General features: G+C 38.1%; 25 protein-coding genes. 23 read left to right on the top strand and 2 right to left on the bottom strand.

Going from position 1 to position 25,524, the window contains the following annotated elements; all coding sequences use genetic code 11:
* Nucleotides 1–74: 74 nt before the first annotated feature.
* The 4 genes from recG (at nt 75) to LJD61_RS00580 (ending at nt 4,065) form a co-directional block, all read left to right on the top strand.
* Complete coding sequence (gene recG / locus LJD61_RS00595; RefSeq protein WP_255225561.1) at nt 75–2,141, top strand: ATP-dependent DNA helicase RecG; 2,067 nt, start codon at nt 75–77, stop codon at nt 2,139–2,141.
* A gap of 326 nt (nt 2,142–2,467) precedes the next feature.
* Complete coding sequence (rsmD, locus tag LJD61_RS00590; protein ID WP_255225560.1) at nt 2,468–3,034, top strand: 16S rRNA (guanine(966)-N(2))-methyltransferase RsmD; 567 nt, start codon at nt 2,468–2,470, stop codon at nt 3,032–3,034.
* Between the two features lie 5 nt (nt 3,035–3,039).
* Nucleotides 3,040–3,513 (top strand): pantetheine-phosphate adenylyltransferase, encoded by a 474-nt coding sequence (gene coaD, locus LJD61_RS00585; RefSeq protein ID WP_255225559.1) that lies wholly within the window; start codon nt 3,040–3,042, stop codon nt 3,511–3,513.
* Between the two features lie 15 nt (nt 3,514–3,528).
* Nucleotides 3,529–4,065: an SPFH domain-containing protein gene (locus LJD61_RS00580; RefSeq protein ID WP_255225558.1), complete on the top strand. Its 537-nt coding sequence runs from the start codon at nt 3,529–3,531 to the stop codon at nt 4,063–4,065.
* A gap of 15 nt (nt 4,066–4,080) precedes the next feature.
* Here the strand turns inward: LJD61_RS00580 and ylbJ are convergent, their stop codons facing one another.
* The gene (gene ylbJ / locus LJD61_RS00575) at nt 4,081–5,277 is read right to left on the bottom strand and encodes a sporulation integral membrane protein YlbJ (RefSeq protein WP_255225557.1); all 1,197 of its coding nucleotides are present in this window, start codon (nt 5,275–5,277) and stop codon (nt 4,081–4,083) included.
* A gap of 97 nt (nt 5,278–5,374) precedes the next feature.
* Between ylbJ and LJD61_RS00570 the strand changes: the two genes are divergently transcribed.
* Entirely contained in the window at nt 5,375–6,184 is an 810-nt protein-coding gene (locus LJD61_RS00570; protein WP_255225556.1) for a patatin-like phospholipase family protein, read from the top strand.
* Here LJD61_RS00570 and LJD61_RS00565 read toward each other — a convergent pair.
* Nucleotides 6,148–7,374 (bottom strand): nucleotidyltransferase, encoded by a 1,227-nt coding sequence (locus LJD61_RS00565; protein WP_255225555.1) that lies wholly within the window; start codon nt 7,372–7,374, stop codon nt 6,148–6,150. The genes LJD61_RS00570 and LJD61_RS00565 overlap by 37 nt on opposite strands.
* A gap of 159 nt (nt 7,375–7,533) precedes the next feature.
* Between LJD61_RS00565 and LJD61_RS00560 the strand changes: the two genes are divergently transcribed.
* The 18 genes from LJD61_RS00560 (at nt 7,534) to ffh (ending at nt 25,513) form a co-directional block, all read left to right on the top strand.
* Nucleotides 7,534–8,730, top strand: coding sequence for an acetate/propionate family kinase (locus tag LJD61_RS00560; RefSeq protein ID WP_255225554.1), 1,197 nt, complete (start codon nt 7,534–7,536; stop codon nt 8,728–8,730).
* Between the two features lie 235 nt (nt 8,731–8,965).
* Nucleotides 8,966–9,472, top strand: a complete 507-nt coding sequence (locus LJD61_RS00555; RefSeq protein WP_255225553.1) for a YceD family protein — start codon at nt 8,966–8,968, stop codon at nt 9,470–9,472.
* Nucleotides 9,473–9,485: 13 nt separating this feature from the next.
* Nucleotides 9,486–9,668, top strand: coding sequence for a 50S ribosomal protein L32 (gene rpmF / locus LJD61_RS00550; RefSeq protein WP_255225552.1), 183 nt, complete (start codon nt 9,486–9,488; stop codon nt 9,666–9,668).
* Nucleotides 9,669–9,792: 124 nt separating this feature from the next.
* A complete protein-coding gene (gene fapR, locus LJD61_RS00545) occupies nt 9,793–10,362 on the top strand; it encodes a transcription factor FapR (RefSeq protein WP_255225551.1) in 570 nt (189 codons plus the stop codon).
* A 3-nt stretch (nt 10,363–10,365) separates the two neighbouring features.
* The gene (gene plsX / locus LJD61_RS00540; protein ID WP_255225550.1) at nt 10,366–11,373 is read left to right on the top strand and encodes a phosphate acyltransferase PlsX; all 1,008 of its coding nucleotides are present in this window, start codon (nt 10,366–10,368) and stop codon (nt 11,371–11,373) included.
* The gene (locus LJD61_RS00535) at nt 11,360–12,361 is read left to right on the top strand and encodes a beta-ketoacyl-ACP synthase III (protein WP_408614496.1); all 1,002 of its coding nucleotides are present in this window, start codon (nt 11,360–11,362) and stop codon (nt 12,359–12,361) included. The genes plsX and LJD61_RS00535 overlap by 14 nt, the downstream gene beginning before the upstream one ends.
* A 16-nt stretch (nt 12,362–12,377) precedes the next feature.
* A complete protein-coding gene (gene fabK / locus LJD61_RS00530; RefSeq protein ID WP_255225548.1) occupies nt 12,378–13,337 on the top strand; it encodes an enoyl-[acyl-carrier-protein] reductase FabK in 960 nt (319 codons plus the stop codon).
* Complete coding sequence (gene fabD, locus LJD61_RS00525; RefSeq protein ID WP_408614658.1) at nt 13,333–14,280, top strand: ACP S-malonyltransferase; 948 nt, start codon at nt 13,333–13,335, stop codon at nt 14,278–14,280. The genes fabK and fabD overlap by 5 nt, the downstream gene beginning before the upstream one ends.
* Nucleotides 14,271–15,014 carry a 3-oxoacyl-[acyl-carrier-protein] reductase gene (fabG, locus tag LJD61_RS00520; RefSeq protein WP_255225546.1) on the top strand — a complete coding sequence of 248 codons (744 nt, stop codon included), beginning with the start codon at nt 14,271–14,273 and terminating at the stop codon, nt 15,012–15,014. The genes fabD and fabG overlap by 10 nt, the downstream gene beginning before the upstream one ends.
* A 38-nt stretch (nt 15,015–15,052) precedes the next feature.
* Complete coding sequence (gene acpP, locus LJD61_RS00515; RefSeq protein ID WP_255225545.1) at nt 15,053–15,280, top strand: acyl carrier protein; 228 nt, start codon at nt 15,053–15,055, stop codon at nt 15,278–15,280.
* Between the two features lie 54 nt (nt 15,281–15,334).
* The gene (gene fabF / locus LJD61_RS00510) at nt 15,335–16,576 is read left to right on the top strand and encodes a beta-ketoacyl-ACP synthase II (RefSeq protein ID WP_255225544.1); all 1,242 of its coding nucleotides are present in this window, start codon (nt 15,335–15,337) and stop codon (nt 16,574–16,576) included.
* A gap of 59 nt (nt 16,577–16,635) precedes the next feature.
* Nucleotides 16,636–17,346 carry a ribonuclease III gene (gene rnc / locus LJD61_RS00505; protein WP_255225543.1) on the top strand — a complete coding sequence of 237 codons (711 nt, stop codon included), beginning with the start codon at nt 16,636–16,638 and terminating at the stop codon, nt 17,344–17,346.
* A complete protein-coding gene (locus LJD61_RS00500; protein ID WP_255225542.1) occupies nt 17,339–18,415 on the top strand; it encodes an elongator complex protein 3 in 1,077 nt (358 codons plus the stop codon). The genes rnc and LJD61_RS00500 overlap by 8 nt, the downstream gene beginning before the upstream one ends.
* Nucleotides 18,416–18,491: 76 nt before the next feature.
* Nucleotides 18,492–18,752 carry a stage V sporulation protein S gene (locus LJD61_RS00495; protein ID WP_073026275.1) on the top strand — a complete coding sequence of 87 codons (261 nt, stop codon included), beginning with the start codon at nt 18,492–18,494 and terminating at the stop codon, nt 18,750–18,752.
* 240 nt (nt 18,753–18,992) lie between these two features.
* Nucleotides 18,993–22,556 carry a chromosome segregation protein SMC gene (smc, locus tag LJD61_RS00490; protein WP_255225541.1) on the top strand — a complete coding sequence of 1,188 codons (3,564 nt, stop codon included), beginning with the start codon at nt 18,993–18,995 and terminating at the stop codon, nt 22,554–22,556.
* A gap of 23 nt (nt 22,557–22,579) precedes the next feature.
* Nucleotides 22,580–23,713, top strand: a complete 1,134-nt coding sequence (gene ftsY / locus LJD61_RS00485; protein ID WP_255225540.1) for a signal recognition particle-docking protein FtsY — start codon at nt 22,580–22,582, stop codon at nt 23,711–23,713.
* Between the two features lie 83 nt (nt 23,714–23,796).
* A complete protein-coding gene (gene ylxM / locus LJD61_RS00480) occupies nt 23,797–24,153 on the top strand; it encodes a YlxM family DNA-binding protein (protein ID WP_255225539.1) in 357 nt (118 codons plus the stop codon).
* A gap of 19 nt (nt 24,154–24,172) precedes the next feature.
* The gene (ffh, locus tag LJD61_RS00475) at nt 24,173–25,513 is read left to right on the top strand and encodes a signal recognition particle protein (protein ID WP_255225538.1); all 1,341 of its coding nucleotides are present in this window, start codon (nt 24,173–24,175) and stop codon (nt 25,511–25,513) included.
* Nucleotides 25,514–25,524: the final 11 nt, after the last annotated feature.

Raw genomic sequence — 25,524 nt, 5'->3', positions numbered from 1 at the left:
TGATTATAAAATGCGTAAATTGAAGAAGATTTACGCATTTTATATGAATTGAAGACATATGACGAGGTGTCGAGATGGATGTATTGAATGAGAGCGTTCAGGTACTAAAGGGAATAGGAAGCTCTAAAGCAAGGATGTTGTCGCGGTTGGGAATAAACATGATCCAGGATCTGATATACTATTTCCCTAAGGGATACAAAGATAAGAGCATAATTACCAGAATAAAGGATGCGGCGCCCGGAGGTTATTTCAATGTAACGGGTATAGTAGAATCAAGAGCTTCTGAATCCAGAAGCAAGCGGGGGCTTTTGATAACAAGATTCATTGTTTCGGATGGTACAGGCTCCCTTGCGATCGTATTCTATAATAACCGCTTTGCTAAAAATATGTTTAAGCAAGGTGATAAAGCTGTCTTTTCAGGGAGAACAAGCTTAATAAATAACATGGTATCGATGGAGTGTCCGGAGTATGAAAAGTCTGTTGGAAATAATATAAATACTCTCAGGATAGTGCCGGAATACGGCCTTACTGAAGGCTTGAGCCAAAAGGAAATCAGAAAAGCTGTTTATGGAGCTTTGGAGCTGGTGGATAATAAGATGGAAGAGGTGTTCCCGGCAGAATTTAGAAAAAGATTCAAGCTGTCGGAGATAAATTTTTCAATAAGGAATATCCATTTTCCTGATTCATTGAAAAGCCTTGAAATGGCTCAGCGCAGATTAAAATTTCAGGAAGTGTTCTTTTTCCAGTCATACCTTCTAAGAATGAGAAACAGAACGGCTATTGGGGAGGAAGGCATTGAGTTTAAAGCTAAAGAAGACGCCAAGGCCTTTGAATCAAAGCTTCCTTATTCACTTACTTCAGCCCAAAGCAGGGTACTGGAAGAAGTGCTGGCGGACATGGGAAAACCTTCAGCCATGAATAGGCTGATTCAGGGGGATGTGGGTTCCGGCAAGACGGTTATTGCCTTCTTAGCATTGCTTAATTGTGTTAAAAGCGGCTACCAGGGAGTTTTGATGGCACCTACAGAGATTCTGGCAGTGCAGCATTTTGAAACCATAAGAGATTATATCAGCCCCGGGGGCGAAAATATAAAAATAGAGCTCATAACGGGCAGTATGAGATCAGCCTGTAAAAAAGAAGTTTTAGAGAATATCAAGGAAGGAAAGATAGATATAATAATCGGCACACATGCCGTATTAAGTGAAGGTGTGGATTTTAATAAGCTAGGCTTAGTTATAACCGATGAACAGCATAGATTTGGTGTAAGACAAAGAGCTATATTGCAGTCAAAAGGCTCAAATCCTGATATGCTGGTCATGAGCGCCACTCCCATACCCAGAACCCTTTCTCTTGTTCTTTACGGAGATCTTGATATTTCTGTGATAGACGAGCTTCCTCCAAACAGAAAAAAGATAGAAACCTATTTTATAAGCTCGGATAAGAGAGACAGGCTTTATAATTTTGTAAAAAAGCTTATTGGAGAAGGCCGCCAGGCATATATAGTATGCCCCTTGGTAGAAGAGTCGGAAAAGCTGGAATTAAATTCGGCAAAGGAGTACTGTGAGAATATTAAAAATAGCTATTTCAAGGAGTACAATATAGGATTGGTCTATGGTAAAATGAAGAACGAAGAAAAGGATAGAGCAATGCTTAGCTTTAAAAATGGTAAAACGCAGATCATCGTTTCAACGACTGTTATTGAGGTTGGGATAAATGTGCCTAATGCTACAATAATGTTGATAGAAAATGCAGAAAGATTTGGCCTTGCCCAGCTTCATCAGCTTAGAGGAAGAGTTGGCAGGGGAGAGCATCAATCTTATTGCATATTGATATCAGATTCAAATAGTGAGGCTGTCAGAGACAGGCTTAGCTTTATGACTAAAACTAATGACGGTTTTTTAATCGCAAAAAAAGATCTGGAAACAAGAGGCAGCGGTGAAATTCTGGGTACCAGGCAGCATGGTTTAGAAGAGTTTCGCCTGGTAGATTTATCAAAAGATTATGATATTATAAAGGCCTCAAAGGAAGCCATAGAATATTTATATAAGGATAATGGGATTAAAGAAGCTATATACCATAAGTTGGTCAAATATTTAAACGATGAGTTTGATAAAATAATTGAAAAGATTGCATTGAATTGACTAGTTGAAAAGGTTCCTTTTAGATTTACATTTAAGCAAATTAACTCGTTGTGCTACTCTGAAAACTTTACTCAGTGACTAGGGAGAGCAAAGTTTTCAGAGTAGCACAACAGATTAAATTAAAATAAAATACTGGTGATAAATCACCAGTATAGGGAGAGGAGAAATTGAAGGAAGAGCTCTATGGGGAAATATAGTGTTTTACTAATATCCCTAGCTATAGATTTTGCATTATAATATTTTTTATACAGATAATAAAATCATATTTTGTCTAAAAATAGGCTTTGTGTTAAAATATAATTGTCGTTTAGTTAGGAGGTTTATTATTGAGGATAATAGCTGGAGAGCTGAAAGGAAGAAAATTGGATAGGATAGATACCGGTTCCATAAGACCTACTTCGGACAGGGTAAGGGAAGCATTGTTCAGCATCTTAGGAGATATGGTCATTGATTCCAGCTTTTTAGATTTATTTTCCGGGAGCGGTGGTGTCGGTATAGAAGCTTACAGCAGAGGCGCAAAGGAAGTTGTTTTTGTTGATGTAGATTCCGAGAGTATAAAAGTATTGAAAAATAACCTTAAAAAGACCGATATAATAGGAGAAACTGAAGTCATATGCAATGATTACGCTTTGGCTATTGACAAGCTTTCCAATCAAGGAAGAAAATTTGACATCATATTTATCGATCCTCCCTATAAAGCAGGCATAGCCTTGGAAGCAGTAAGAAAAATTCAGGCGGGGGATTTGCTTAAGAAGGATGGAATCATTGTTATTGAACATGAAGCTAAGGAATTAATGCCTGAGGCGGAAGGTATATTTAGCATGTTTAAGGAAAAAAAATATGGTAATGTTCGTTTGTCACTATATGTTGCAAAAAAGGAGAATGGAGAGTAATAAACATGAAGATAGGAGTGTATCCCGGAAGTTTTGACCCTGTTACAAATGGACACTTGGATATAATAGAAAGGGCATCTAAGCTGTTTGACAAACTGATAGTGGGTGTAGGCGTCAATAATAATAAAAAATCATTGTTTTCTGTGGAAAAGAGATTGGAATTCATTGAGGTTAGCTGCAAAGGCATCCCTAATGTAGAAGTACATTCTTTCAGCGGGCTGTTGATAGAATTTATGAAAGAAAAGGATGCCAAGACCATAGTAAAGGGATTAAGAGCCATATCGGATTTTGAATATGAATTTCAGATGGCATTGATGAACAGAAAGCTTAATCCTGAGATAGAAACAATTTTTATGATGACGAGCAGCAAATACTCATATCTAAGCTCAAGTCTCATCAAGGAAGTTGCTAAATTTGGTGGCTGTGTGAGAGGTTTGATACCGGAGGTTGTAGAAAAGGAATTACATAAAAAATTGTAAGTAGGGGGTTGTATTATGGAGGTTTTACTTTTATTAGATGCTTTGGAGGACATAATTGAAAAGGCATCAAATTTGCCGTTATCCTCAAAAGCAATGATTAATAAAGAAGAGCTGCTGGAGATAATAAAAGATATAAGGATCAAACTTCCTGATGAGATGAAGCAGGCTCAATGGATTAAAGAAGAAAGGCAAAAAATACTGATAGAAGCCAAAAAAGAAGCAGAAGGTATTAGAAAAGAGTGTGACGAGAGGCTTCAGAAGATCAAGGAAGAAAGACAAAGAATTCTTGCAGAAGCAGAAAAAGAATCAGAGATTTTAAGACAGGAAGCTGACCGAAGGATAAAAAGCATGATAGATGAAAGCGAAGTAACAAAACGCGCAAATGAACAGGCAAAAGACATCATAAACGCTGCGCAGCAGGATGCTAAAAAAATCAGATTGGGTGCAAGGGCCTATGCAGATGATATACTGGCAGAGCTGTCACTTAAGGTTGAGAAGGTATTATCTACTATTAGCGCTAATAGAGAAGAATTGAAGAATTATAAAAGCTGATTAAAAGATAAGCTGTCAATTCAGCTTATTTTTTAATTTGCTGGAATATCCAATCATATATATTGTAAATGAAATTAAAGCCATAAACAGGGATAGAAAGGATAATGCTTTGATAGATAAAATTATTATATTATACCAGGTCAACGAATTATAGCCTGAGTATAGTGAATGTGCGCCGAATACGGGTAAATTGCCTAACTTGCTTAGAAAAAGGCTATAAATGGCGGCCAGAACTCCTTGAAGAATTTTCATTAAAAAGTATATAAAAAAATTTATATCGGTATCCTGTATTATGCCTGAAACCTGAGCATTGACAGAAAGCCCTCCAAAGCCTATAAAAAAGCTGATCATAATAATTCTGGCCAGGTCAGGCATACAGGCCTGAGCACATTCTTTTATTCCGTTGGTCAATTCTAAAAGCCCCGAAATCACAACCGGTATATACTGATTGCCGTCTATGCCGATCAAAGGAATCAGATCGATAATCCCGGATATGAGGGTTAAGATGCCTGTAACCTTTATTATTTTTGATATCACAGAAAAAATAATTATATAGCCGCCCACCAGCAAGATCAGATTTACTCCGTTCTTAACGGAATCGCCCATCAACTGTCCTATGCTTCTTTTGTCTGTTTTTCTATAGTTTACCAACTCTCTAAAGGGATTTGTCATATGAAGAGCCTTTTTAGACTTTTCACTTTTTTTATAAAATCTCATCATAAACCCACAGCTTATTGCAGATAAATAATGTGCGATCAATAATAAAGCAGCGTCTTGCGGCCTTTTAAGGATGCCCACGGACACAGCACCTATTATAAATAGAGGTCCTGAGGTGCTGCATAGGCTTATCATTCTTTGAGCCTCCGTTTTGCTGCACTGATCACTCATTCTCAGGCTGGCGATGATCTTTGCTCCTACAGGGTACCCGGAAGCAATGCTCATCACAAATGCAAAGGCTCCTTCTCCGGGTACATTGAATGCAATGCTCATCAGAGGCTTAAATATGCTGCCAATGAAGCTGACCACTCCTAAACCGATCAATATCTCCACACATATAAAAAAGGGCAAAAGGGCAGGGCAAACTATATTAAGCCATAGATTAAGACCTTCCAGCGACGCTTTGAAGCTTTCTTCCGGAAATATCATTATGCTGAATATGATGAAAAGAAATATCAAAGCATTTATAAAAAGAGATAAGTATTTTTTGATCATAAAATCACCTAAAATATTATACAAGATAATATATTATATTAGTGGAAAATATAACTATACTCATTATTTTATAGAAATGTTCGGGAGTTGATTTTGAATGACTGTAAAACCTAAAATCGGTTTGGCATTGGGCTCAGGAGCATCAAGAGGTCTGGCTCATATAGGCGTATTGAAGACCTTGGACAGCTATGGCATTAAGCCGGATTATATTGCAGGATGCAGCATAGGTGCTTTGATAGGAGCTTTGTACCTTTGTGATATTGATTTGGATTTATTGATAAAGCTGGCTAAAAATATGAAAGCTGATATATGGATGGACCCTGCAGTATCAAGAAAGGGAATATTAGCCGGTAAAAAAGCAGAAGAATTCATTAAAATCTTGACAAGAAACAAGAATATTGAAGAACTGGGAAAACCCGTAAGCATTGTGGCGACAGACTTAACAAATTCTAAAAGGCATGTTTTTACTCAAGGCCCTTTGTGGAGGGCTGTCAGAGCCAGCATATCCATACCGGGAATATTTTGCCCGGTTGAAATGGACGAAATGATCCTTGTAGATGGCGGAGTAATAGAGAGAGTGCCCGCAGCCCTGGCAAAAGAAATGGGCGCAGACATAGTAATTGCTGTTGATGTCGGCAAAGGCCAGAGCAATATAAAGCCCAGGAATTTGTTTGAAATAATTATGCAGAGCATAGAGACAATGGAGAATACAATAGTCGAGAACAAATTGGAAGCTGATTATATTATTATTAATCCAATTATCAAAGATATCAATCCATTAGATTTTACAAGAGTCGATTTATGCATAGAGGAAGGAGAAAAAGCTGCATTAGAAGCTATCCCCCGGATAAATAAGGCTATAGAAAAATACTATGATTCTTCAATATACAAAGGAGAAGTTTTATAATCTTCACCGGCCTCTTTGCAGCTTTTATTCTTATACGCCAGGCTGTATATATCCGTTGCCATCATATCCAGGCTGAACATTCTTTTTAAATGCTGAGATTGAGGTATAAAATCCGCCGCTTTGATTATTATTGGATATATGGATAGCCTTTTTATCTCCCTCAGCAGCTCTCTCCCTTTTTTATTGAAAGCCAGCACTTTGATATAGATTGGTGCTTCGGATGACTTTGCACAGCTTACATCTTCTTTTTTTATGCTTAAAAGCATATGGCAGAGAGTTCTTTGCAAAGAGGTTCTTGTATAACGCTTTGTCTTCAAAGCCGAAATAATATCCTCGAAATCTATAGAGGATCTGCCTGCTTTTTTTAACCTGTATTCAATACCTTCTTTGATTTCAGGCAAGGCCTTGATATATTCAAGATTTGATTTCCTCAATTCATACAATAAAATATTGGAAAAGTCTTCCCAAAATACAGGCCCTTTTCCGTATCCCAGATTTTGCTGCATTATATCATATGAAGCTTTTGGCGTTGATGATCGTATTTGATCTGTCAGACCGCTTGCTCTCAATTCTTCTCTGATAGCTGTGGCACTGGAGATAGCACCTGTAAAAGCCGTATCATTATAATTATTTCTTATTCTTTTTACCGTGACGGGCTTTATTGAGCTATTTAAACCTATCAGAGATTTAATATATTCTATACCAAGCACATTATTGGGGTAAGACAATAGATCTCCATAAGCTGCTTCGTATGCTTCTCCCATAGCTTTTGGATAGGTCATACCCTTTGCCATATTATCCTTTATTTTATTTCTTATTTCTTTCGGTTCATTCATCAGTACAACCGCAATTTCAGACAGTTTTCCTACATCACCATTTTCACTTCCAAAGCATAAGCAGTCTATTATGCCCAGTGAGTTTAAAATTTTTATTGCACCAAAAGCAAATATTTCCGCAGTTTGACATGAATATACAACAGGAAGTTCTATGACCAGATCAACTCCGCCTAAAACCGCCATTTTTGCCCTGGACCATTTATCAAAAATAGCAGGCTCTCCTCTTTGAAGAAAATTTCCGCTCATAACAGCGACAGCGTATTCTGCGCTGCATATTTTTTTTGACAAATCTAAATGGTATTTATGGCCATTATGAAAAGGGTTATACTCTGAAACTATACCGACAACCTTCATAGTACCTCTCCCCGGATAAAAAATCTAAATATGGTAAAATACATATACATATTATCACAAAAATTGCATATTTAAAAATTATTATTGTCTAAAAGAAGGATATTATTGTTTTATATAGAAAAGAATATAGGCTAAGCATAATAAGTAGGAGGTTTTAAAATGAAAATATTCGTTGTCAACTGCGGTAGCTCTTCGCTGAAATATCAGTTGATTAATATGAAGAATGAAGAAGTTGAAGCAAAAGGTCTTGTAGAAAGGATAGGGATACCCGGATCGGTATTGAAGCACCAGCCGGCAAATGGAGAAAAAGTTGTAATTGAAGAATATATGCCGACTCATAAAGAGGCATTAAAGCATGTAATCGATGCCCTTATGGATGAGAATTACGGTGTTATAAAGAATATGAATGAAATAAATGCTGTTGGACATAGAGTAGTCCATGCAGGCGAGAAATTTGCCTTTTCAGTAGTTATAAATGAAGAGGTTGTTAATGCTCTTAAAGGGTGTATAGATTTAGCACCTTTGCATAATCCTCCAAACATCATCGGTATAGAGGCATGCCAGCAGTTGATGCCTGGAGTACCAATGGTGGGAGTATTTGATACTGCATTCCATCAGACCATGCCGAAGGAGGCATTTATTTATGCATTGCCCTATGAGCTATATGAGAAATATGGTGTGAGAAGATATGGTTTCCATGGCACATCTCATAAGTATGTAGCTCAGAGAGCAGCTTCAATGTTGAATAAAAATATTGAAGATCTCAAGATAGTGACTTGCCACCTTGGAAACGGTGCCAGCGTTGCTGCTGTAAAGCAAGGCAAATCTGTTGATACAAGCATGGGCTTTACTCCATTAGAGGGCTTAGCGATGGGAACCAGATGCGGTGACATTGACCCTGCTATTGTTAAATTTGTCATGGAAAAAGAAAATTTGGATTTAGCAGGCATAGACAATCTTATGAATAAAAAATCAGGAGTTTTAGGAATATCCGGTGTCAGCAGTGACTTCAGGGATATTGAAGAAGCGGCTGAAAAAGGAAATATGAGAGCTGATCTTGCCCTTAAGGTTTTCGCATATAAGGTAAGAAAATATATCGGAGCTTATGCTGCAGCTATGGGCGGAATAGATGCTATCGTATTTACTGCCGGACTGGGAGAAAATTCAGCTTCGATGAGAGCTTCTGTCTGCGAAGGGCTGGAATTTTTAGGAGTTGAAATTGATAATGAGAAAAATAATGTAAGAGGAAAAGAAGCCGAGGTATCAAAAGCAAATTCAAAAGTGAAGGTTCTGCTGATACCTACCAATGAAGAGCTTATGATTGCAAGGGATACAAAAAGTCTTATAGCTGAATAAAAATTTGTCTTAGCGGTCTATTGCTTAAAGATAGTAATAAAGGGTATATATACTTTTTTATAGTGCTAAAATAATGGCAGGGGAACCTGCCATTATTTAAATGCTGAGAGAGCTGGCTTCCTCATGGATAAAGATTCTTTAGTAAAAGCCTGTTTATATTTGTAAAGCGTTTTTTCTTGACAAAACATGCTTTGATTTGTATAATAAAATTTGTCAATTAAGCTGAGGTGGTTCAATGGAACTAAATATAATGGATATTTTAAAAAATGAAGGTGTAAAAAAACAGTTTTCTTTTTTTGAAACTATGCAAGGCAACAGCATTGAATTTTATGGAGAAAAAATAAACATCATTAAACCTGTAGAAATTAAAGGCTATGCGATTAATTATGAAGGCAAGATTCGGCTGGATATGAACATAAGCACTGAGATAGAGAGAACTTGCTCCAGATGTCTTACTTATTATTATGAAAAGATTGACTTCGATGCTGATTATGTTTTTGTTAAAAGCCTTGAGAACTCAAAAGAAGATGCATACCTGCTTAAAGGGGATACAATATCATTGGATGAAATAGTGATTGATGAAATTGCTTCCCAGATGACCATGAAACCACTTTGTAAACCAGACTGTAAAGGGCTGTGTCCCAAGTGCGGTAAAAATAAAAATATTGATGAATGCGGTTGTGTACTTGATGAAATTGATCCCAGGCTGCAAATATTGAGCAGCTTTCTTGAGAAAAATTAAGGAGGTGCTGAGATTGGGTTTACCGAAAAGAAGACACTCTAAATCCAGAAGAGATAAAAGAAGAGCTAACTGGAAGCTTGATATACCGGGACTTGTTGCATGTCCTCAATGCCACGAGCCAAAATTACCCCATAGAGTATGCAAATCCTGCGGGTATTATAAAAATAGAACGGTTATAAAAGTAGGCGAACAATAAATATAACAGCGGAGTACCCGCTGTTATATTTTTTTAAAATTTATTATTGCTTTTATATAATAATATGATGTATACTTGATATTAGTATCAGGTACTATACATAGATAGTATAAGGAGGTACCATATGAAAAAAGGGCTGGGAAAAAAGGAAAGACAAAAAGCTCTTCTATCTATAATTCAAAAGGATCCCTTTTTAACTGATGAAGAGCTGTCGGAAAATTTTTGCGTGAGCATTCAAACCGTTAGATTGGATCGACTTGAATTGGGAATACCTGAACTGAGGGAGAGAATCAAAAATGTTGCAGAGAAAAACCATCTTAAAGTAAAGTCAATAGCTGACAAGGAAATAATTGGAGAGCTATTGGATTTAAATCTGGGGAAGAATGGCATGTCTATTCTTGAAACAGATTACTCTATGGCCTTTGAAAAAACAAATGTAGTTAGAGGAAGCCATATTTTCGCTCAGGCAGAATCTCTTGCAATTGCTGTGATCGATGCTAATGTTGCTTTGATCGGTGTAGCCAATATAAAATACAAGAACCCTGTTTTTGCCGGAGATAAGCTGATTGCAAAAGCTGAAGTGATGAGGATGAGAGGCAATAAGTATTTTGTTTGGGTATTCATAAAGGTGAAAAGTGTTGAAGTGTTTAGAGGAAAATTTATATTAGTATCTTTTAATGGCAGGGAGGAGTAACTGATGAAAATAGCTATAGATGCTATGGGCGGCGATAACGCACCTAAGGCCGTAGTAGAAGGATGCATTGATGCTGCGAATGAATATGAAATAGAAATATATCTGGTGGGCATAAAGAATGAGATTGAAAGATATTTAGATGGTGTAACAACTAAAAAAGGGAAAATACATATCCTTCATGCAGAAGAAATAATAACTAATGAGGATGCACCGGTTCAGGGAATAAAGCAAAAAAAAGATTCCTCGATGGTTGTAGGCCTGAAGATGGTAAAGGATGAACAGTGCCACGCCTTTCTGTCTGCAGGAAATACCGGAGCTTTTTTAGCAGGATCCTTGTTAAAGGTAGGGAGGATAAAAGGCATAGACAGGCCTGCTTTGGCACCTTTGCTCCCTACGGTAAAGGGAGGATGCATGCTGATAGATGCAGGAGCTAACATGGACTGCAAGCCTAAAAACCTGATTCAATTTGCTATCATGGGTTCAATATATATGGAGAAGGTCGAAGGCATATCATCCCCAAGAGTGGGCCTGCTTAATGTAGGCGCAGAGGAGACCAAAGGAAATGAACTGACAAAGCAAAGCTTTGAACTATTGAAAAAAAGCAATTTGAATTTTATCGGAAATATAGAGGCAAGAGATATATATTCCGGTATTTGTGATGTTTGCGTGTGTGACGGCTTTGCAGGCAATGTGGTGCTTAAAAACACAGAGGGCCTCGCATCAACTATAATGACTTTGCTGAAAGAAGAATTGATGAAAACTACAATATCTAAATTTGGAGCATTGCTTCTAAAAAACAGCTTTAGAAGCTTTAAGAAGCGCTTTGATTATAAAGAGTATGGAGGAGCTCCTTTTTTAGGAATCAACGGAATCATGATAAAGGCACATGGCAGTTCTGATGGAAGAGCAATAAAAAATGCCATACGGCAAGCTAAATTGTTATATGACAACAACTGCATTGAGAGGATAATAACGGATTTGAAAGACACAGGAGTGAATGATATTGAGTAATGGTTCATGGTCGGCGGGTATTATCGGGACAGGAAGTTATGTGCCTGAAGCAGTGCTGAAAAACAGTTACTTTGAAGAAAGGCTTGATACCGATGACCAATGGATAGTATCAAGGACCGGCATCAAAGAAAGAAGAAGGGTTAGGCCTGATATAGCCACTTCAGATATAGCCACATATGCGGCGTTAAAGGCTATAGAGGATGCCAAGCTGAAGCCTGAGGATCTGGATATGATCATTGTGGCTACTGTAACTCCGGATATGGCCTTTCCTTCTACGGCATGCATAGTACAAAAAAATATTGGGGCTGAAAATGCTGCTGCGCTGGATATAAGCGCGGCATGCTCAGGCTTTATCTATGGGCTTAGTATTGCATCCCAATTTATTAAATACGGCAGTATGAAAAATATTCTATTGATTGGAGCAGAAACATTGTCAAAGATAACTGACTATAACGATAGAAATACATGTGTGCTGTTCGGGGACGGAGCAGGGGCTGCTGTTATTTCCAGCGTTGAGGAGGGCTTTGGAATATTGTCTACTTATATGGGCTCGGACGGCAGGGGAGGAGAACTGTTGAAGCTTCCTGCGGGAGGCTCCAGGCTTCCTGCCTCTGAAGAGACCATAGCTAATTCGCTGCACTTTATAAAAATGGACGGTTCAGAGGTATTCAAGTTTGCCATTAAGATCATGGGGGAAGCAGCAGAAAAGGCTCTCAGCCTTTGCGGGATGAGGAAAGAGGATATTGATTACTTGATACCTCATCAGGCAAACATAAGGATAATTGAGTCTGCTACTAAAAGATTGAAGATTGATAAAGACAAAGTATTTATAAATGTAGAAAAATATGGCAATATGTCTGCGGCTTCTGTTGCTGTAGCGCTGGATGAAGCCAAGAGAACAAATAAGCTGAACAAAGGCGAGCTTGTAGTTCTCGTCGCTTTTGGCGGCGGATTGACTTGGGGGTCTGCAGTCATTAAATGGTCCTGATATTGGAGGAGTGATTATGATAAGAACAAAGATTTGCAGCTTATTAGGGATAAACTATCCAATATTTCAAGGCGGAATGGCCTGGGTAGCAACAGCAGAGCTTGCAGCGGCAGTTTCAAATGCAGGAGGACTTGGCATAATAGGGTCAGGCAATGCTCCGGCTGCCGTAATTGAAAAGGAGATCGAAAAAGCAAAAGCTTTGACTGACAAGCCCTATGGAGTAAATGTGATGCTCCTGTCCCCTTTTGCCGAAGAAATAATCGAATTGGTATATAGAGAAAAGGTTCCTGTGATAACAACAGGAGCAGGCAATCCCGGGAAGTATATATCAAAATTAAAAGAACAAGGGATGAAGGTCATACCTGTTGTTCCATCTGTTGCTTTAGCAAAAAAAATGGAAGCCGTCGGAGCTGATGCTGTAATAGCAGAAGGGACCGAAGCAGGAGGACATATAGGGGAATTAACTACCATGGTTTTGGTGCCTCAAGTAGCGGATGCGGTGAAAATACCTGTAATCGCTGCAGGCGGTATAGGAGACGGAAGGGGAGTCGTGTCTGCATTGAGCTTAGGTGCACAGGGTGTGCAGCTTGGAACTGTATTCGCATGTTCTAAAGAATGCATGGTTCATGAAAATTACAAAAATGCAATAATTAAAGCTGGAGACAGGGGAACTGTGGTAACGGGAAGAAGCAGCGGACATCCAGTGAGAATAATAAAGAACAAGCTTTACAGAGAATTTGAAAAGCTTGAAAAGTCGGGAGCGTCAGCAGCAGAGATTGAAAGGCTGGGCACAGGTAAGCTTAAGCTTGCCTGCGTGGATGGAGATGCAGATATGGGTTCTGTAATGGCGGGCCAAATCAGCGGCTTGATAAAAGAAATAAAACCGGTCAAAGAAATAATAGATAGCATAATCAAAGAATGTGATATGGTGCTGGAAGGCTTAAATAATTCGATCAGAGGTGAAATGCTTGATTAAGGTGGCATGCATATTTCCGGGGCAAGGTGCTCAATATATGGGGATGGGTAAAGAAATCGCGGAAAATTATAAAGCAGCTATGAATATTTTTGACAGAGCAAGTGAGAAACTAGGTATTGATATGAAAAAGCTATGCTTTGAAGGCGATGAAGAAGAACTGAAGAAGACTGAAAATACGCAGCCTTCAATATTGACTACAAGCATTGCCCTGCTGGAGGTTCTGAAGTTGAGAGGCATCAGACCTGCCATCACTGCCGGGCTTAGCCTGGGAGAATATTCTGCATTGGTAGCCTCAAACGCTATATCTTTCGAAGATGCAGTTGCGGTCGTAAGAAAACGAGGCCAATTCATGCAGGAAGCGGTGCCGGCAGGGGAAGGAACTATGGCGGCGATTATGGGGATGGATAAAGGCGAAGTGGTTCAGTGTCTAAAGATGGCATCTGGTTATGGGGTTGTGGAGCCTGCAAATTTTAACTGCCCCGGCCAGGTCGTGATAGCCGGGCATACTAAAGCTATAGAAAAAGCATGCGGCATACTTAAGGAAAAAGGTGCAAGAAAAGTTGCTATTCTGCCTGTCAGCGCTCCCTTTCACTCAAGCCTGTTAAAGGCAGCGGGAGAAAGGCTATCGGAAGAATTGAGCAAGGTTGTGTTTAATGAAATGGATATACCTGTGGTATCAAATGTAAATGCGCAGGTCATCAAGGATAAATATGAGATAAAGAAGCTGCTCATAGAGCAGGTGAGCACCTCAGTCTTATGGGAGGATAGCATAAGGAATATGATAGAAAAAGGTGTTGATACTTTCATTGAGGTAGGCCCTGGAAAATCCTTATCAGCTTTTGTTAAAAAAATAGACAAGAGTGTTTGCGTATATAATGTTGAAGATTTGGAGTCTTTAGATAAGACTATAGAAAGTATCAGGGAGAGATTAGAATGTGTCTAAAAGGAAAGAGCGCTATTATTACCGGAGCTTCTCGAGGCATTGGGAAAGCAATAGCTTTATCCTTTGCAAAAGCCGGTGCCAATGTTATTATAAACTATTCCGGCAATGAAAAGGCGGCCCAGAAAGTTGCAGATGAAGCTATGAGTTTTGGTATAAGGGCAAAAGCCATTAAAGCGGATGTATCAAATCCTGAAGAAGTAGAAAATTTAGTGAAAAAAGTATTAAATAATTTTGACAGCATAGATATATTAGTGAATAATGCTGGAATAACCAAAGATAACCTGCTTCTTAGAATGTCTGAGGATGATTTTGACAAGGTTTTGAGTATAAATCTGAAAGGTGCGTTTAATTTCACTAAAGAAGTCTGCAAAGTCATGGTAAAGCAAAGGCACGGTAAGATCATAAACATATCTTCAGTTGTAGGTATAATAGGTAATTCGGGACAATCCAATTATGCTGCAGCAAAAGCAGGTATGATAGGCCTTACAAAATCTATTGCCAAAGAACTCGGTTCTAGGGGCATTACTGTAAATGCAATAGCTCCGGGCTTTATAGAAACCGACATGACGGCAGTGCTTTCAGATAAAATAAAAGAACAATTTCTTGCTTCAATACCATTGAAAAGGGCAGGTAAAGCTGAAGATGTTGCCAATGCGGCAGTGTTTCTGGCATCTGAATATTCGAATTATATTACTGGTCAAGTAATAAATATTGACGGTGGAATGGTTATGTAATATTATCATAATATAATCTCTGAAGGGAGGTGAGACTTATGATTTTTGAGAAAGTACAAGAAAAGATTGCTGAACAGCTCAGCATAGATTCTGAAGATATAGCAATGGAGTCTTCCTTCATTGAAGATTTAGGGGCTGATTCACTTGATATAGTTGAATTGCTTATGGCTCTTGAAGAAGAATTTGATATAGAGATACCTGATGAGGAAGCAGAAAAGCTTGTTACAGTAGGCGACGTAGTTGACTACATAAAGAACAACCAATAATAAAGTTTGTCCCGAAATTCGGGACTTCTTTTTTTTGATAAGGAGAGGAAAGCATTGAATAAAAAAAGAGTTGTAATAACGGGTATAGGAGTAATTTCTCCAATAGGTATCGGCAAAGATAATTTTTTTACGAGCTTAAAAGAAGGACAATCCGGTGTTGATCTGATAACCAAATTTGATACCGAAGGATTATCGACAAAAATTGCTGCAGAAGTTAAAGATTTTGATCCTGTAGAGTTTATTGATAAAAAGGAAGCTAAAAGAATGGACCGATACACCCAATTTGCAGTTGCTGCTTCAAAAATGGCTGTTGATGATGCTTCCTTGGATTTAAATGCAATAGATGTTGATAGATTTGGAGTCTGCATAGGCTCGGGCATAGGCGGTTTAGAAACGCTGGAAAATCAGTATAAGATCATGATGGAGAAAGGACCGGGCAGGGTCAGCCCTTTTTTTATTCCCATGATGATATCTAACATCGGTGCAGGATATATATCCATGACCTTTAATGCTAAGGGGCCGAATATGACTGTTGTTACGGCTTGCGCATCTGCAACGAATGCCATCGGCGAAGCTTTTAAGATCATTCAAAGAGATGATGCTGATATCATGATCACAGGAGGAACCGAAGCCTCCATAACTCCTATGGCGATTGCAGGATTTTGTTCTATGAAAGCTTTGTCCGAGAGAAATGAAGAGCCAAAACGAGCTTCAAGGCCTTTCGATAAAGACAGAGACGGATTTGTTATGGGCGAAGGTGCGGGAATACTCATTCTGGAGGATTTAGAGCATGCATTAAGAAGGAGTGCCAGAATATACGGGGAAGTAGCCGGCTATGCCTCTACAGCAGATGCATATCATATAACCGCACCTGCACCGGAAGGGGAAGGTGCCTATAAAGCTATGAAAAAGGCTGCTCAGGATGCGGGGATAAGCCCTGATAAAATCGATTATATAAATGCTCATGGCACATCAACAGAACTAAATGATAGATTTGAAACCATGGCAATAAAAAGACTCATGGGGGATTACGCATATAAAGTGCTTATCAGCTCAACAAAATCCATGACCGGCCATCTATTGGGCGCTGCCGGAGGTGTAGAGGCAATAGCATGCCTGATGGCGATAAATGAAGGAGTAATTCCTCCTACAATAAACTATGAAACAAAAGACGAAAATTGTGATTTGAATTATGTGCCAAATCAAGCCATAACTGCTGAAATAAAATATGCCATGTCGAATTCCCTTGGCTTTGGAGGGCATAATGCTTCAGTTATATTGAAAAAATATGAATAGGTGCTATACTATAATCGGATAAATTAATAAAAGGTTTTGAAAGGACACGAGCAAATATTATGGATGATAAGCGTTTAAGATCTCTTTATGAGTTCGAAGATATCATAAGGTATAAGTTTTCAGATATAAAGCTTTTAAATACCGCCCTTACACACAGTTCTTATGTACACGGCCACGACAGCAATTACCAGTATAATGAGAGATTGGAATTTCTGGGAGATTCAGTCCTCTCCATGATAATAAGCTTTTATCTTTTTAATAATTTAAAGGATATGTCTGAAGGCCAAATGACTAGAATAAGAGCAAATATCGTATGCGAAAAATCTCTTTTTATTACTGCTAGAAATATAAAGATAGGTGAATATATTTTTCTTAGTAAGGGAGAAGAGAATACCGGCGGCAGGAAAAGGGCTTCCATATTGGCTGATGCAGTAGAAGCTTTAATAGCGGCAATTTATTTAGATGGAGGCATACAAAGAGCTGAAGCATTTGTTTTATATTTTATGAAAGATATTATAGAATCATCCATAAAAAATAGGATTTTCAATGACTATAAATCCTTTCTTCAAGAGCATGTACAAAAGAATAATTTGGGGACAATTGAATATAGGCTGTTGTCTGAAAAAGGTCCGGATCACTCTAAAGAGTTTCAAATAGCTTTATATTTGGACGATAAGCCTGTAGGCCAAGGGGTAGGAAAGAGCAAGAAGGATGCTCAGCAGTCCGCAGCAAAGGCTGCGATGAGCTCTCTGGGTATAAAGAATGAGTAAGAAGCATTATATAATTCCTATCTTTATACCTCACCGCGGATGCCCCCATGACTGTATTTTCTGCAATCAGAAAAAGATTACCGGCCAATTGAATGATATGACAGATAAGGATGCAGAGGCGATCATTGAAGAATATCTTAAAACAATAGACTCCGATAAAGCAATCGTAGAAGTAGCTTTTTTTGGCGGCAGCTTTACCGCCATACCGAGAGACGATCAGGATAAATTCTTATCTCTGGCAAATAAATACCTCACCGAAGGCAAGATTCATTCGATAAGGCTTTCTACCAGACCTGACTATATTAATAAAGATATTCTTGATAATTTAAAAAAATATGGAGCAGATATAGTAGAGCTTGGCATTCAGTCTATGGACAGTGAAGTTTTGAGCACGGCCCAAAGAGGCCATACTGCTGAAGATGCCATAAATGCTATAAAGTTATTGAAGAAAGAAGGCTTTGTTGTAGGCGCCCAATTGATGATTGGATTGCCATGTGACACTGAATACAAGGCTATAGAGACTGTAAGAAAAATTGTGGAATTGAAACCCCATATAGCCAGAATTTATCCTGCTCTGGTTATAAAGGATACTTATATGGAAGAAATGTATAAGCAAGGCTCATATGAGCCTCTAACCTTAGATGAAGCAATAAATCTTTCAAAAAAAATGCTCATCTATCTTGAAAGATCAGGTATAAAGGTTATTAGAATAGGGCTTCAGCCGACGGATGATTTGAAAATGGGAGATAATGTAGTCGCAGGCCCCTATCATCCTTCAATGAGACAACTTGTAGAAGCGGAAATATTTAAAGATATGATTCTTCATTTATTGAATCACACTAAAGCAGATACCATGGATCAGATACAGATCTTTTGTAACCCCAGAGATCTTTCAACGGTTATGGGGCAGAAAAGAGCAAATTATGAATACGTAAAAAAATTATATAGACACAAAGCAGTGGCCTTTAAAGAGGATACCGACCTTGATATTGGTTCCATAATGACGATAAGTGGCGAAAAAACGGTAATATTGTCCAAAAATACTTTTTATCATGGGTTGGAATTTTGAAGGAATTATCAACCAAATATAGAATATATAATCAATCGCAATATTTTCAATGTTTATTTACAGGGGGTATCTGATTATGGAAGTACTAAAGGTATCTGCTCAATCACAACCTAAATCTGTTGCAGGTGCTTTGGCGGCAGTGCTTAGAGAAAGAGCCACAGCTGAGGTTCAAGCCGTTGGAGCAGGAGCTGTAAATCAAGCAGTTAAGGCAATTGCAATTACTAGAGGCTTTGTAGCACCAAATGGCATTGATCTGGTTGTAATACCTGCCTTTTCTGAAATACAAATTGACGGTGAAGATAGGACAGCAATAAAGTTTATTATAGAACCGAGATAACCCATGAGCTATAAAAGCTAAAGCCTGTTGCAAAATTGCAATAGGCTTTAGCTTTTCAACTATTAGAACATATGTTAGAATAAGGATATTAATTTTACTTGTTATGATAGCTGACAAAAGAGTACAGCACTGAATGAAGTCTCGTTCAATGTGAAGGAGCTTACAAAGTCTTAGCTTCGGAGCTCTGTATTCGTTATCAGCTATTACAACAGATTAATTTTACTGCAACGGAGTGTTGATATGTATCTTAAAGAACTGGAGATCAATGGTTTTAAATCTTTTTCAGATAGAATTCAGCTGAATTTGACCAAAGGTATAAACGCTATTGTTGGGCCGAATGGAAGCGGTAAAAGCAATATTGCAGATGCTATCAGGTGGGTAATTGGTGAACAAAGCGTAAAGATTTTGAGGGGAAGCAAGATGGAAGATGTTATTTTTGCAGGCAGCGATAGAAAGAAGGCTTCAGGTTTTGCAGAAGTAACCCTTGTACTGGATAATTCTTGCAGAGAAATAGACATGGATTTCAATGATATCAGTATAACCAGAAGGATGTATCGTTCCGGAGAAAGTGAATATTATATCAATAAAACCCAATGCAGGCTCAAGGATATTGTTGAAATGCTTATGGATACAGGAATGGGAAAAGAGGGCTATTCGATTATCGGACAAGGAAGAATAGATGATATTTTAAGCAACAGATCTGATGGAAGAAGAATTATTTTTGAAGAAGCCGCTGGCATAACCAAATATAAGCACAGAAAGGCAGAATCAGAAAAGAAGCTTGAGCAAACAGAAAAGAATATTATCCGGCTGGAAGATATCATAAATGAAATAAGCAATCAATTGGAGCCATTGGGGCATCAGGCCGCAGTAGCCAAGAAGTATATTAAGCTTATGGAGGAGCTGAAGGCTCTGGAAATAAATCTAATAGTAAATAGTATAGAAAGAAATAAGGACAAGCAAAGAGACTATATTACTGAACTGGAGCAATTGGGAAAATCACAAGCTGACAAAGAGGCAGAGATAAGCAGGCATAATCAAGATAAAGATGCACTTAAGCTGTTGATCAAGGATGCTGAATCTAAAATTCAAGCCATAAATGAAGAGATATACGGTTTGATGAATCTAAAAGAAAAATACGAAGGTGAAGGAAGGCTGCTGTCAGAAAAGGCATCATTTATTAATGTTACCTTGGATAAGCTTAATAAGGATACGGATAGCCTGGGGATTCAAAAAGAAAATACGATACTGGAATTAGAAAAAAATAAGGCTCTGCTTGAATCTATAAAGAAACAAGCAGAGGAATTGAGACAAGAAATAAATTCAAAAGAGGAAGAATACAAAAGCAAATATTCCTCAATAGATGATTCGGAAAATAAAATTGAAGAAGTTAAAGGTGTTCACATTAAGCTGCTAAACAATTTTTCTGATAAAAAAAGCAGCGCAAATAGCCTGACATCTATAAAAAACAGCATAGAGAGCAGATTAAATCAGTTAAACATTGATAATGCATTGCTCGCCGGTCAATATGAGGATAAGCTTTCAATCTTGGATAAAAACAACCTTGAGATATCCGAGATACAAAGCAATATAACAGCTACCATTGAAAAAAGAAGAGAATTGGCGGATAAAAAAGAAGATAAGTTTTGCATGCTTAAAGAGCTTGAAGAAAATTATGCGGAGATCAGGTCCAAAAAAGATAATATTATATCCAGGCTAAAGCTTTTAGAAGAAATGGAAAGGGATTATGGGGGATATAATAAAACTATAAAGACTATTTTGATGCAGCATGAGGATATTAAGAAGAGAATATCCGGCTTTCGAGGAGTAATCGGTGAGATTATATCGGTAAATGCAGATTATTCAGTAGCCATTGAAATTGCATTAGGCTCATCGGTGCAAAATATTATTACTGAAAAGGAAGAAGATGCAAAGCTGCTCATCGAATTTTTAAAAAAGAACAAGCTTGGGAGAGCTACTTTTTTGCCAATCAGTTCAATCAAGGGAAGAAGCTTTAATCAGTATGAAAAGAAAAAACTGGAAATGCCAGGGGTTTTGGGAATCGCTGCCGATATGGTCAAATACGAAGAAGAATACAAGAATATAATATATCATCTTTTAGGCAGAATTGTTATAGTAGATGATATGAATACTGCTATAAAATTGGCTAAAGCCTCTAATTATGAATTCAGGATTGTCACTCTGGAGGGTGAATTAATAAGCCCGGGAGGTGCTATTACCGGCGGCAGCGTAGGATCTTATGCATCTAATATTCTGACAAGAAAAAGTCAAATCGTTGATCTTAAAGCAGGTTACTCAAAAATTCTCCAGGAATTAGATGGCACTGGAAGAAAAGTTGAAAAGAACAAAGATGAACTGACTATATATGAAAATGAAATAAACCATCTCACAGAAAGTCTTCACAGCTTTGAACTGGAAATAAACAATAAGAAAAATAAACTCACAATGCTGAACAACGATTTGGATATCATAAAAAGTAAAATTTCAATAAATGAAAAAGAGATGGGGGAGCTGGAAGCAGAAAAGATAAAAGTATCAGAAAACCAGAAAACTTTGGAACAGGAATTGGAGCATATCAAGAATGAAATATCCGGCCTTGAAAAAGAAATAGTAATATTGCAGGAAGACTTAAAAGTTAAAAAAGAGCAAGGCCAAGACTTTTATGATTATATTACTTCTTTAAAAATCAAGGAAGCTGAGTTAAAACAACAAATCTCTTCCTTTGAACAAAATATATATAGAAACGATAAGACCTTGGAAGAATACGATTTAAAAATCAAGGAAATATTTAATGAAATTGATAATGCCAAAAATGATCTAACAGCCTTAAGCACAAAGAGCGATGATAACAAGCGGAATATTGAAGAAGCTGCTGCAAAGCATATCAACAAGCAAAATGAGCTGGAAGTCCTTGAAAAGGTTAAAAACAGTAAAGTTAAAGACTTTGATGATATGGAAACAAATCTAAAACAGCTACAGCAAGATTTGAATAATATTCAAAATAGCATGCACAGGATTGAAATGCAGAAAGTTAAAGTTGAGATGGACATAGAAAGCTTGGAGTTCAGACTGCTGGATGTGTATGAAATGAGCTATAGAAAAGCACTTGAGCTTAAAATAGAGGGTATAAATCTTAGTAAGGCTGCTAAAAAATGTGATGAACTGAAGGAGGAAATACGAGCTCTCGGCACAATAAATGTAAACGCGGTTGAAGAATATGAGAATTTAAGCGAAAGGCATGGCTTTCTGAAAAAGCAATTGGAAGACTTGATAAGGGCGAAGGACTCCCTGATAGATGTAATAGATGATATAACACAGTACATGAAGAAGCAATTTATCGAAGAATTCAATAAAATTAATATTAATTTCAATGAAGTGTTTATCAAATTGTTTGGCGGCGGTATGGCAGAGGTGGTTTTGACAGATGGTGAAGATGTGCTGGGTTCAGACATTGAAATAGTTGCCAAGCCTCCAAATAAAAAGCTGCAAAATCTCATGCTTTTGTCTGGCGGAGAGAGAGCATTGACAGCAATTGCCCTGTTATTTGCAATACTCAAGATGAAGCCTGCACCCTTTTGCGTGTTGGATGAAATAGACTCAGCATTGGATGATGCCAATGTAGACAGATATGCAGCGTTTTTGAAGGAGTTTTCCACTCAATTTATAATAATCACTCATAGAAAAGGCAGCATGGAAGCAGCAGATTGCCTATATGGAGTGACAATGGAAGATACAGGTACTTCCAAGCTCTTATCGGTAAAATTTGAGGATAAAGTTAGCTAGATATTATTTAGGAGGGATTCAGCATGGCAGATTTTTTTAAAAAGCTTTTTAAGAAAGATAAAGATACAAAGAAGGATGGCATAAACGAAGCTGAAGTTGAGATATCGGAAGATGAGGAATACTTGAGCGATGAAGAAATTGAAAAAATGATTATTGAAGATATGGGAGAGGCTGAAGAAGAATCGGCCAAAAATGATGAAGAGCTGAATGGTGATAATTCTGCTGAAATAAGTGATGCTAAAAATAACGCTTCTTTTTTCAAAAAATTAAAGGACGGCTTATTTAAAACAAGAAAAAATATTACAGACAGGTTGAATTCTGTCGTAAACAGCTTTAAGACCATCGATGAGGATTTATTTGATGAGCTGGAGGAAATATTGATTACTTCTGATGTAGGTGTGGAAACCACCATGAAGCTGCTGGATGGGATCAGAAAAAAGGTAAAAGAGGAAAAAGTAAATGATCCTAAAGCAGTGATTGAATTGCTTAAGCAGGAGGTTCTTAAGCTTATGTCAGAAAATGCTCAGCTGTTGAGCGCTGAGTACCCCCAGATAATAGTCGTTATAGGTGTAAACGGGGTTGGAAAGACTACTTCAGTAGGGAAAATTGCCAACAGGTATAAGAAGGCAGGCAAAAAAGTATTGATAGCAGCTGCAGACACCTTTAGAGCAGCGGCTATAGAGCAGCTTGAAGTATGGAGCAACAGGGTAGGCGTTGATATTATAAAGCATCAGGAGGGTGCGGACCCCGCAGCAATAATATATGATGCTATAAGCGCTGCAAAATCGAGGAAAACAGATGTGATAATATGCGATACTGCAGGAAGATTGCATAATAAAAAGAATCTTATGGAAGAACTAAAAAAGATATTTAGAATTATTGACAGGGAATATCCGGAGGCACATAGAGAAGTGTACCTGGTGCTGGATGCTACAACAGGCCAAAATGCTATTGTACAGGCAAAAGTATTTAAAGAGGCCGCGGATATTACCGGAATTGTATTGACAAAGTTAGATGGAACTGCAAAGGGAGGCATAGTTATCGCGATTAAATCGGAACTCAATATCCCTGTAAGGCTTGTAGGCGTCGGAGAAAAAATAGATGATTTGCAGGACTTTGATCCGGTGGATTTTGCGAATGCCTTATTTTCCGAATAATTTTGTTGACACAGGGGCTTATTTGATTTAAAATACCAATGTAAAGGCTTTAACCTTTACATTGGTATTTTGAGGTGTATAGAATGATAGAGGATATAGTACAAAAAACATTGCTGTTTGATTTTTATGGTCAATTATTGACGGATAAACAAAGAGATATTGTAGAGATGTACTATTCGAATGATCTTTCTTTAAGTGAGATATCAGAGCAAATAGGCATCAGCAGGCAGGGTGTGTATGATGCGTTAAAAAGGGCAGAGACAACTTTGGAAGAGTATGAGACCAGATTAAGATTGGTGGAGAAATTCCTCCAGCAAAAATTTATATTAGCAAAAGTGAGCTTAATGCTGGACGAAATAATAGGCGCAGAGCAAGACGATATATCGAAAATAAAGGATAGGATAAGAAATATTAAAAGCTTTATTGAGAGGCTGGAATAAACTTCCGGGAGGCGATTAAATGGCTTTTGAAGGTTTGGCTAATAAACTGCAAGAAACCCTAAAAAAACTTAGAGGCAGCGGTAAATTAAATGAAAAAGATGTAAAAGAAGCTATGCGAGAAGTTAAGATGGCTCTCTTGGAAGCCGACGTAAACTTTAAGGTTGTAAAGGACTTTGTTTCAAGAGTAACTGAGCGGGCTGTAGGCCATGAGGTGATGGAAAGCCTTACTCCCGGGCAGCAGGTGATCAAGATTGTCAATGATGAACTTACTCAGCTTATGGGAAGTACTCAAAGCAAAATAATTTTTTCCCCAAAGCCGCCTACCATCATAATGATGACAGGGTTACAGGGAGCCGGCAAAACAACTACCTGCGGCAAGCTTGCTTTAAACCTGAAAAAACAAGGTAAAAAACCTCTGCTTGTGGCATGTGATATTTATAGGCCGGCCGCGATAAAACAGCTTCATGTAGTGGCAGGGCAGGTGGAGGCGGATGTATTTTCTCTTGGAGATAAAACAAAGCCGGTTGATATATGCAAAGCTGCTATAGAGCACGCATCTAAATCGGGCAATGATGTGTTAATAATAGATACTGCGGGAAGACTTCATATCAATGAAGAGCTCATGGATGAGCTGCTGGAGATAAAGAATAATATAAGGCCAACGGAAATTATGCTTGTGGTCGATTCTATGACAGGTCAGGATGCGGTAAACGTAGCGGAAAGCTTTAACCAAAAACTTGGGTTGGATGGGATCATACTTACCAAGCTTGATGGAGACACTAGAGGTGGAGCCGCTTTATCCATAAAAGCCGTTACAGGCAAGCCCATAAAATATGCTGGAATGGGCGAGAAGATGTCTGATCTGGAACCTTTTCATCCGGACCGAATGGCATCCAGAATACTGGGCATGGGTGATGTGCTGAGCCTTATTGAAAAAGCCCAGTCAAATATAGATGAGAAGAAAGCCCTGGAATTAGAGAAGAAAATCAGAAGCCAGCAATTTAGCTTTGAGGATTTTTTAGATCAGCTTCAGCAGATGAAAAAGATGGGGCCGCTAAGCCAATTGGTGGATATGATACCAGGGATGAATGCAGGCAAGTTAAAGGGAATGGAAGTTGATGATAAAGAGCTTGTAAGAGTGGAAGCAATTATAAAATCTATGACCAGAAAAGAACGGCTTGAACCATCTATAATAAATGGCAGCAGAAGAAAGAGGATCGCCCTGGGAAGCGGTACCAGCATCCAGGATGTGAACAAGGTGATCAAGAATTTTGAGCAAACGCGAAAGATGATGAAGCAATTTGCTGACATGGAAAAAGATATTAAGAAGGGTAAAAAGAAACTTCCTTTCTTTAAGTAAAAAATTTTAGG

Source organism: Lutispora saccharofermentans (assembly GCF_024363565.1).
Taxonomy (GTDB): domain Bacteria; phylum Bacillota; class Clostridia; order Lutisporales; family Lutisporaceae; genus Lutispora; species Lutispora saccharofermentans.
The sequence above is the reverse complement of the archived record's forward strand: the minus strand, read 5'-3'. Positions and strand labels throughout refer to the sequence as shown.

What these genes read in the sequence shown, in the direction of transcription:
- ffh (WP_255225538.1), top strand. Translation starts at nt 24,173, where the DNA reads ATGGCTTTTGAAGGTTTGGCTAATAAACTGCAAGAAACCCTAAAAAAA.
- LJD61_RS00535 (WP_408614496.1), top strand. Translation starts at nt 11,360, where the DNA reads ATGATATTGAGTAATGGTTCATGGTCGGCGGGTATTATCGGGACAGGA.
- smc (WP_255225541.1), top strand. Translation starts at nt 18,993, where the DNA reads ATGTATCTTAAAGAACTGGAGATCAATGGTTTTAAATCTTTTTCAGAT.
- rnc (WP_255225543.1), top strand. Translation starts at nt 16,636, where the DNA reads ATGGATGATAAGCGTTTAAGATCTCTTTATGAGTTCGAAGATATCATA.
- fabG (WP_255225546.1), top strand. Translation starts at nt 14,271, where the DNA reads ATGTGTCTAAAAGGAAAGAGCGCTATTATTACCGGAGCTTCTCGAGGC.
- ftsY (WP_255225540.1), top strand. Translation starts at nt 22,580, where the DNA reads ATGGCAGATTTTTTTAAAAAGCTTTTTAAGAAAGATAAAGATACAAAG.
- LJD61_RS00495 (WP_073026275.1), top strand. Translation starts at nt 18,492, where the DNA reads ATGGAAGTACTAAAGGTATCTGCTCAATCACAACCTAAATCTGTTGCA.
- ylbJ (WP_255225557.1), bottom strand. Translation starts at nt 5,277, where the DNA reads ATGATCAAAAAATACTTATCTCTTTTTATAAATGCTTTGATATTTCTT.
- ylxM (WP_255225539.1), top strand. Translation starts at nt 23,797, where the DNA reads ATGATAGAGGATATAGTACAAAAAACATTGCTGTTTGATTTTTATGGT.
- LJD61_RS00500 (WP_255225542.1), top strand. Translation starts at nt 17,339, where the DNA reads ATGAGTAAGAAGCATTATATAATTCCTATCTTTATACCTCACCGCGGA.
- fabK (WP_255225548.1), top strand. Translation starts at nt 12,378, where the DNA reads ATGATAAGAACAAAGATTTGCAGCTTATTAGGGATAAACTATCCAATA.
- plsX (WP_255225550.1), top strand. Translation starts at nt 10,366, where the DNA reads ATGAAAATAGCTATAGATGCTATGGGCGGCGATAACGCACCTAAGGCC.
- LJD61_RS00580 (WP_255225558.1), top strand. Translation starts at nt 3,529, where the DNA reads ATGGAGGTTTTACTTTTATTAGATGCTTTGGAGGACATAATTGAAAAG.
- acpP (WP_255225545.1), top strand. Translation starts at nt 15,053, where the DNA reads ATGATTTTTGAGAAAGTACAAGAAAAGATTGCTGAACAGCTCAGCATA.
- fapR (WP_255225551.1), top strand. Translation starts at nt 9,793, where the DNA reads ATGAAAAAAGGGCTGGGAAAAAAGGAAAGACAAAAAGCTCTTCTATCT.
- LJD61_RS00570 (WP_255225556.1), top strand. Translation starts at nt 5,375, where the DNA reads ATGACTGTAAAACCTAAAATCGGTTTGGCATTGGGCTCAGGAGCATCA.
- LJD61_RS00560 (WP_255225554.1), top strand. Translation starts at nt 7,534, where the DNA reads ATGAAAATATTCGTTGTCAACTGCGGTAGCTCTTCGCTGAAATATCAG.
- LJD61_RS00555 (WP_255225553.1), top strand. Translation starts at nt 8,966, where the DNA reads ATGGAACTAAATATAATGGATATTTTAAAAAATGAAGGTGTAAAAAAA.
- coaD (WP_255225559.1), top strand. Translation starts at nt 3,040, where the DNA reads ATGAAGATAGGAGTGTATCCCGGAAGTTTTGACCCTGTTACAAATGGA.
- LJD61_RS00565 (WP_255225555.1), bottom strand. Translation starts at nt 7,374, where the DNA reads ATGAAGGTTGTCGGTATAGTTTCAGAGTATAACCCTTTTCATAATGGC.
- recG (WP_255225561.1), top strand. Translation starts at nt 75, where the DNA reads ATGGATGTATTGAATGAGAGCGTTCAGGTACTAAAGGGAATAGGAAGC.